This is a genomic window from Achromobacter colocynthidis, from assembly GCF_057334535.1.
The window spans coordinates 458,162-465,509 of sequence record NZ_JBHFIZ010000039.1; the positions used below are offsets into that span (position 1 = coordinate 458,162).

The 7,348-nt window shown below is 66.6% G+C and carries 7 protein-coding genes; 4 read left to right on the forward strand and 3 right to left on the reverse strand.

What is annotated here, in order from left to right; genetic code table 11:
* Window positions 1-25: 25 nt before the first annotated feature.
* The 3 genes from trpE to rpe all read right to left on the reverse strand — a co-directional run bounded on the left by trpE (window position 26) and on the right by rpe (window position 3,288).
* Window positions 26-1,546, reverse strand: a complete 1,521-nt coding sequence (gene trpE, locus ACE04A_RS28485) for an anthranilate synthase component I (RefSeq protein WP_050446793.1) — start codon at window positions 1,544-1,546, stop codon at window positions 26-28.
* Between the two features lie 287 nt (window positions 1,547-1,833).
* Entirely contained in the window at window positions 1,834-2,541 is a 708-nt protein-coding gene (locus tag ACE04A_RS28490; protein ID WP_259252814.1) for a phosphoglycolate phosphatase, read from the reverse strand.
* Window positions 2,542-2,559: 18 nt separating this feature from the next.
* A complete protein-coding gene (gene rpe / locus ACE04A_RS28495; protein WP_050446791.1) occupies window positions 2,560-3,288 on the reverse strand; it encodes a ribulose-phosphate 3-epimerase in 729 nt (242 codons plus the stop codon).
* 172 nt (window positions 3,289-3,460) lie between these two features.
* Between rpe and apaG the strand changes: the two genes are divergently transcribed.
* The 4 genes from apaG (at window position 3,461) to ACE04A_RS28515 (ending at window position 7,303) form a co-directional block, all read left to right on the forward strand.
* Window positions 3,461-3,835 carry a Co2+/Mg2+ efflux facilitator ApaG/CorD gene (gene apaG / locus ACE04A_RS28500; RefSeq protein ID WP_050446790.1) on the forward strand — a complete coding sequence of 125 codons (375 nt, stop codon included), beginning with the start codon at window positions 3,461-3,463 and terminating at the stop codon, window positions 3,833-3,835.
* A gap of 43 nt (window positions 3,836-3,878) precedes the next feature.
* Entirely contained in the window at window positions 3,879-5,180 is a 1,302-nt protein-coding gene (mltA, locus tag ACE04A_RS28505; RefSeq protein ID WP_448716954.1) for a murein transglycosylase A, read from the forward strand.
* Window positions 5,177-6,346 carry a UbiH/UbiF family hydroxylase gene (locus ACE04A_RS28510; protein ID WP_279993729.1) on the forward strand — a complete coding sequence of 390 codons (1,170 nt, stop codon included), beginning with the start codon at window positions 5,177-5,179 and terminating at the stop codon, window positions 6,344-6,346. The genes mltA and ACE04A_RS28510 overlap by 4 nt, the downstream gene beginning before the upstream one ends.
* 168 nt (window positions 6,347-6,514) lie before the next feature.
* Complete coding sequence (locus ACE04A_RS28515; RefSeq protein WP_100853379.1) at window positions 6,515-7,303, forward strand: DsbC family protein; 789 nt, start codon at window positions 6,515-6,517, stop codon at window positions 7,301-7,303.
* Window positions 7,304-7,348: the final 45 nt, after the last annotated feature.

The following is a 7,348-nucleotide window of genomic DNA, read 5'->3' on the forward strand; positions in this document are numbered from 1 at the left end:
GGGGGCGGCAGGGCCGGGGCCGGGATCAGATGGGTTCGTCCAGGCCGTGCTGGACCTGCTCGGCGGCGCGCAGCACCGCGCGGGCCTTGGCTTCGGTTTCGGCGTATTCGGCTTCGGGGTTGGAGTCGGCCACGATGCCGGCGGCGGCTTGAACGTACAGCGTGCCGTCCTTGATGACGCCGGTGCGGATGGCGATGGCCACGTCCATTTCGCCGCCGTAGCTCAGGTAGCCGGCAGCCCCGCCGTAGATGCCACGGCGCACGGGTTCCAGTTCGTCGATGATCTTCATGGCTTCCACCTTGGGCGCGCCCGTCAGGGTGCCGGCGGGGAAGGACGCACGCAGCACGTCCATGCTGCTCATGCCGGGGTTCAGGTTGCCGGTGACGTTGGACACCAGGTGCATCACGTGCGAATAGCGTTCGATGACCATGGTGTCGCTGACCTTGACCGAGCCCACTTCGGCCACGCGGCCCACGTCGTTGCGCGCCAGGTCGATCAGCATCACGTGTTCGGCCACTTCCTTGGGGTCGGCCTTCAGTTCGGCGGCGAGCGCCGCGTCTTCCTGGGGCGTGGCGCCGCGCTTGCGGGTGCCGGCCAGCGGGCGGATGGTGATCTGCGATTTCGGCACGCCGTTGTCCACCACGCTTTCCTGGCGCACCAGGATCTCGGGCGACGCGCCTACCACCTGGAAGTCGCCAAAGTTCCAGAAGTACATGTAGGGCGAGGGGTTCAGCGAACGCAGGGCGCGGTAGAGGGACAGCGGGGAATCACGGAAGGGCTTGGCAATGACCTGGCCGATCTGCACCTGCATCAGGTCGCCGGCGGCAATGTGTTCCTTGGCGCGGTGCACGGCGGCCAGATAGTCTTCTTTCTTGAAGTCGCGGCGCTCTTCCGTCTGCATGCTGGCGTGGCTGTACGGAATTTCAACAGGGCGTCGCAGGCGGGCGCGCAGGTCGTGCAGGCGCTGCTGGGCGCGGCTGTAGGATTCGGGCTGGCTGGGGTCGGCGTACACCATCAGGTAGATGCGGCCGGCCAGGTTGTCGACGATGACCAGTTCATCCACATGCATCAGCATCAGGTCGGGCGTACCGCCTTCCATGCCGGCCGGGAAGGGTTTGACGGCAGGACCCAGGCAGGGCTCGATGTGGCGCACGGTGTCGTAGCCGAAGTAGCCGGCCAGGCCGCCGCAGAAGCGCGGCATGCCCGGGCGCAGCGCCACCTTGAAGCGGCTTTGGTATTGCTCGATGAAGGCCAGCGGGTCGCCTTCGTGCGTTTCCACAACCTTGCCGTCGTGCAGCACTTCCGTCAGCGTGCCGCTGGCGCGGATCACGGTGCGGGCCGGCAGGCCAATAAAGGAATAGCGGCCGAAGCGCTCGCCGCCCACCACGGATTCCATCAGGCAGGTCATGCGGCCGGCCAAGGGGCCCGCGTGCGCCAGCTTCAGGTAGATGCCCAGCGGGGTATCCAGGTCGGCGTAGGTTTCGGCCACCAGCGGGATGCGGTTGTAGCCTTGTGCGGCGAGGGCCTTGAATTCGATTTCGGTCATGTCGGGTCTCGTGAGCGATTTTTGATTTGCTTTCAGACCGGGCGCACAACAAAAAAGCCCGGTCCAGGTGTCTGGTTCCGGGCTTGGCTCTGTGTTTACACAGTTACGGCACTAGGCGGCATACGCGTCCAGGGCCGGGAGGGATCATCGCCACCCGGAAGACAAACGCCACCAGCGCCACGAGGCGCCGAGCATTTGGTTCTGGGGGTAAGCGTTCATTGATCCGGGTGTGTCTTTACGTGTTTGGGGTGTTGCTGGTGTTCTGAAATTCAGCTTTCAGGCACCGATCAGGAGGCGATTTTCGCGGCGTTCTGGTTTTGGTTCCAGAGCGCAACCCACTGGGCGGCGTCAACAAGCGTGTCAACTATACCATCGACATCCAGCTCCCGCACGTCACGGCCTTCGTTGTAGCCATAAGGCACCACCAGCACCTGCGTGCCGGCCGTGCGGCCCGCCTGGGCGTCGTTGATCGAGTCGCCGATGGTGACGGCTTCGCCCACCGCCACGCCCAGCAGTTCGCAAGCGTGCACGACCTGGTCGGGGTCGGGCTTGCGGCGCGCGCAGGTGTCGCCGCAGACCACCGCGTCGAAAAAGCCCGCCAAGCCGGTGCGCTGCAACAGCGGCAGCGTGAATTCGGTGGGCTTGTTGGTGACGACGGCCAGCTTCAGGCCCTGGTCGCGCATGTGCTTCAAGCCGTCGATGACGCCGGGGTAGACCTGGGCGCGTTCGCCATTGACCAGGTGGTAGTGGCGATAGAAGGATTCACGGGCGCGTTCGAATTCGGCGGGCGAGGGGTCGGCGGCGTGCAGGCTGCCCGCCAGGCTGCGGCGGACCAGGTTGTCGACGCCCTTGCCCACGAACGTGGCCACCACGTCTACACGCAGCGCGGTCATGCCGAGTTCAACGCGCATGGCGTTGGCGGCGAAGGCCAGGTCGGGGATGGAGTCCAGCAGGGTGCCGTCCAGGTCCAGCAGCGCGGCGCGAAAAGCGGTCATGTCGATTCTTCCTGGGGCTTAGACGGCGGTGGTTTCGCCGATGGCGATCTGTTCGCGCATGGACTTGATGATGCCGGCGTAGTCCGGCTTGCCGAAAATGGCGGAGCCGGCCACGAAGGTGTCGGCGCCCGCGCGGCGGATTTCGGCGATGTTGTCGATTTTGACGCCGCCGTCCACTTGCAGCACGATTTCCTGGCCGCCCGCCTGGGTCCAGGCGTCGATCCGGGCGCGCGCTTCGCGCAGCTTGGTCAGCGCGCCGGGAATGAAGCTCTGGCCGCCAAAGCCCGGGTTCACCGACATGATCAGGATCAGGTCGATCTTGTCCATGACGTAATCCAGGTAGGAAAGCGGGGTGGCGGGGTTGAAGACCAGACCGGCCTTACAGCCGTTTTCGCGGATCAGCGACAGCGTGCGGTCCACGTGGCGGCTGGCGTCCGGGTGGAAGCTGATGTAGTCGGCGCCGGCCTTGGCGAACATCGGCACCAGGTCGTCCACCGGCTCAACCATCAGATGCACGTCAATCGGCACTTGCACGTGGGGGCGGATCGCCGCGCACACCATCGGGCCGATGGTCAGATTGGGGACATAGTGGTTGTCCATCACGTCCACGTGGATCCAGTCGGCGCCGGCGGCGACAACGTTGCGGACTTCCTCGCCCAGACGGGCGAAGTCAGCCGACAGGATGCTGGGGGTGATGCGAGTGGAGGCCATGGAGGATGACATGATGTTCGGGATCGGGGAGGGCATAATGTGCCATTATTGCAGTTTGGGGCGCGGGTTCGAGAAAGGCCCGGTGTAGCGGGACCAAAATCCGCGACTCCTGTGCGTTTCCAATGCGTTTCGAATACGTCTCCCAAATGTCTCCCAAGCGCCCGGCGCCGGTCTGCGGCCCGGGGCGTCCAGCCACACAGGAAGGACTGTGAAACCTTACGACCTGAGCGTCTCTGTCTCTCCGCGCTTCGTGCCTGAACAGTCTGATCCCAGCGAGCAGCAATTCGTCTTTGCCTATACCGTGCGCATCACCAATACCGGCGAACATCCCGCCCAGGTGATCAGCCGCCACTGGGTCATCACCGACGGCAACCAGCGCGTGCAGGAAGTGCGCGGGCTGGGCATCGTGGGCCAGCAGCCCCTGCTGGCGCCCGGCGAAACCTTCGAATACACCAGCGGCTGTCCGCTGCCCACGCCGGTGGGCACGATGCGTGGCACCTACCATTGCGTAGGCGAGAACGGCATCCCGTTCGAAGTGCCGATCTCGGAATTCGTCCTGGCCATGCCTCGCACCCTGCATTGAATGGTTGTGCCCGTTGCCCGTCGCCCGCTTTTTCCCTTTGCTCATGAAGCGCATTCTTAGCCTGTCCCTGCTGCCCATCCTGTTGGCCGCATGTTCCACCCCGTCGGACATTCCTCCTGATTCAGGCGACGCCGGTACGCCCGGCGTGGCGGCCCCCTCGGCCGACGGCCCGCTGGTGGTGCCGTCGCTGTCGGCGCTGCGCGATACGCCGGCCCGGGCGCTGGCCGGCAAGTTCAAGCCCGCCAACTGGTCCGAAATGCCGGGCTGGACGTCCGACGACCTGACCCAGTTCTGGCCCTTGTTCCTGCGTAATTGCAAGGGCTTGATGCGGCAGACCAGCGGCAACCTGGCCGCGCCCGCGCGCGCCACGCCGCGCGTCTGGCAGCCTGTCTGCGCCGCCGCTGTTGATCCGGCCCGCGCCCCGGCCGCCGGTGACGGCGAAGGCGTGCGTCGCTTCCTGCAAACCTATTTGCAGCCGTGGCGCCTGAACGCCGCCGACGGCAAGCCCGCCGCCAACACGGTCACCGGCTATTACGAACCCCTGGTGCGCGGCTCGCGTCGCCAGGGCGGCAAGTATCAGTGGCCGCTCTACGCGGTGCCGGCCGACCTGCTGACGATCGACCTGGGTTCGGTGTATCCGGACCTGGCCGGCAAGCGCGTGCGCGGCAAGCTGGACGGCAAGCGCGTCGTGCCCTATGACACCCGGGCGGCCATCGAGTCCTCGGGGCGCAAGCCCCCGGTGCTGGTCTGGGTAGACGACCCGGTGGACAACTTCTTCCTGCAGGTGCAAGGCTCCGGCCGCGTCCAACTGACCGATGGGCCTGATGCCGGCAAGACGATCCGTGTCGCCTACGCCGACCATAACGGCCAGCCCTATGCGTCCATCGGCCGCTGGCTGATCGACCGTGGCGAGCTGACCGCCGACCAGGCGTCCATGCAGAACATCCGCGCCTGGGCGCAGCGCAACCCCAAGCGCGTGCCCGAGATGCTGAACGCCAATCCGGCCGTCGTGTTCTTCCGCGAAGAGCCGGTCATTGACCCCGAACAAGGGCCGAAGGGCGCCTACGCGATTCCGCTGTCGCCCCGGCGCTCCATCGCGGTCGACGCCACCTTCGTGCCGCTGGGCACCCCGGTGTACCTGAGCACGACCCTTCCGGCCTCCGACCGGCCGCTGCAGCGCCTGGTGTTCGCCCAGGACACGGGCACGGCCATCCGGGGCGCCGCGCGCGCCGACTTCTACTGGGGTTACGGCGAAGAAGCCGGCCAGCAGGCGGGCCGCATGAAACAACGGGGCCAGATGTGGGTGTTGTGGCCCAAGCAAGCGGGGGAGCCCTCGGCAAGATGAGCCATCAAATCGTTATTTGCGGGGCTGGCATTGTCGGCCTGTCCACCGCCCTGGCGCTGGCCCGGCGCGGCCAGCGCGTTGCCGTGCTGGCGCCGCGCGCATCCGTGCCCGCGGCGGACGCTGATCACTATCACCCGCGCGTCTACGCCATTTCGCCCGCTAGCCAACGTTTTCTGGCCGACCTGGGCGTCTGGGACGCCATGCCTGCCGCGCGGTTGACGCCGGTCGAGGCCATGGAAATTCACGGCGACGCCGACGGGCAGGTCAACCTGAATGCCTGGCAGGCGGCTTTGCCGCAATTGGCCTGGATCGTCGAGTCCGGCGAGATCGAGCGTGTGCTGATCCAAGCCGTGCGGATGTTCGGCATCCCCTGGCTGGAAGACCGCTGCACCGGCTATCAGGATGGCGCGGTCGATACCGAAAGCGGTGCGCGCATCCAGGCCGAACTGTTCGTGGGCGCCGACGGCGCGGCCTCGCCGCTGCGCACGGCGGCGGGCCTGAAGCACGATGCGGTCTCGTACAACGACACCGGGCTGGTGGTGCACCTGGACGCGGAACGCGCCCACCACGGCACGGCGTTCCAGTGGTTCCGCGATGACGGCGTGCTGGCCTTGCTGCCGCTGCCCAACACCGCCAGCGGCCCCCAAGTGTCGATGGTGTGGTCCATGCGCAGCGAATTGGCGCAGGGCCTGCTGGCCTTGCCGCCCGACCAGCAGGCGTCGCGCCTGGAAACCTTGCTGGCCGATGCCGCCGAGGGCCGGCTGGGCCGCTTGAAGGTCCGCAGCAAGCTGCACGGCTTTCCGCTCACGCTGGAACGCGCGCAGATGGTGGCGCCCGGCATCGCGCTGGCCGGCGACGCCGCGCACCGCCTGCATCCGCTGGCGGGTCAGGGGCTGAACCTGGGCCTGGGCGACGTCGAGGCGCTGGCCCGCACCGTGGCGGGGCGCGAGCCGTACCGCTCGGCCGGAGACATCCGCGTGCTGCACCGTTACCAGCGTGCGCGCGCCGAACCGGTGCTGGCCATGCGCCTGGCCACCGACGGCCTGCACAAGCTGTTCGCCTCGCGCGCCACGCCCCTGGTGTGGCTGCGCAATGCCGGCATGCACTGGGTGGAAAAAGCGCCCCTGATCAAGCGCCGCCTGATCGCCGGGGCGTCGGCCAATTGACGCGCGCCTCCGGTGGTCTCTTGAGGTTTTCTTTTGGAACCTTGAGGGGCGACCGGCGTCTGAAGGACACTCCGCCTTTCCGCGTCGCCCCGGCATGTCGTCCGGCCCGGCTCCCAGCCGGATGAGTTACGCTTTTCCCCAAAGAACACGATAAGTACAGGAGCACCCATGACTTTCCGCATCTCCGCCACGCTGGCGGCTTGTTTCCTGGCCGGCGGGCTGGGCTTGTCCGCTTCGGCCCTGGCGCAAGCGCCCGCCGAAGGCGGCAAGACCGTATCCACCCAGTCGGTCGGACAGCCCGGCAAGGGCGAGAAAAGCGTGTCGACGCCCCAGCTCGACGCCGTCAAGGAACGCTTCCAGCAACGCTTTTCCGGCATGGACGTGACCGCCGTGCGTCTGACGCCCTACGGCATTTTTGAAGTGCAGTTGGGCATGGACCTGATCTACACCGACGAAAAGGTCACCTGGGTCATGGAAGGTCCGTTGATAGACGCCATGACGCGCCAGGACGTCACGCGCGCCACGCAGGAAAAGCTCAGCGCCGTCACGTTCGACCAACTGCCGCTGGAACTGGCCATCAAGCAGGTCAAGGGCACCGGCGCGAAGAAGGTCGCCATTTTTGAAGACCCCAACTGCGGCTACTGCAAGCAGTTGCGCAAGACGATGGAAGAGCTTACCGACGTCACCGTCTACACCTTCATGTACCCGATCCTGTCGCCCGATTCCAAGGACAAGGTGCGCGACGTCTGGTGCGCCAAGGACCAGGGCAAGACCTGGGACGACTGGATGGTGCGCAACAAGAAGCCGGCCACCGCCAACTGCGACGTGCCTGAAGACAAGCTGCTGGCGCTGGGCCACAAGCTGATGGTGCGCGGCACGCCCACGCTGTTTTTTGCCGACGGCTCGCGCGTCAGCGGCGCCATTCCGCTGGACCAACTGAAAGAACGCTTGAACTGACCGGCGCTGGTCGCGCCGGGGGGGGGGGGGGGGGGGGGGGGGGGG

Excerpts from the sequence above, each read along its gene's own strand:
- trpE (WP_050446793.1), bottom strand. The coding sequence starts at position 1,546 with ATGACCGAAATCGAATTCAAGGCCCTCGCCGCACAAGGCTACAACCGC.
- ACE04A_RS28490 (WP_259252814.1), bottom strand. The coding sequence starts at position 2,541 with ATGACCGCTTTTCGCGCCGCGCTGCTGGACCTGGACGGCACCCTGCTG.
- rpe (WP_050446791.1), bottom strand. The coding sequence starts at position 3,288 with ATGCCCTCCCCGATCCCGAACATCATGTCATCCTCCATGGCCTCCACT.
- mltA (WP_448716954.1), top strand. The coding sequence starts at position 3,879 with ATGAAGCGCATTCTTAGCCTGTCCCTGCTGCCCATCCTGTTGGCCGCA.
- ACE04A_RS28510 (WP_279993729.1), top strand. The coding sequence starts at position 5,177 with ATGAGCCATCAAATCGTTATTTGCGGGGCTGGCATTGTCGGCCTGTCC.
- ACE04A_RS28515 (WP_100853379.1), top strand. The coding sequence starts at position 6,515 with ATGACTTTCCGCATCTCCGCCACGCTGGCGGCTTGTTTCCTGGCCGGC.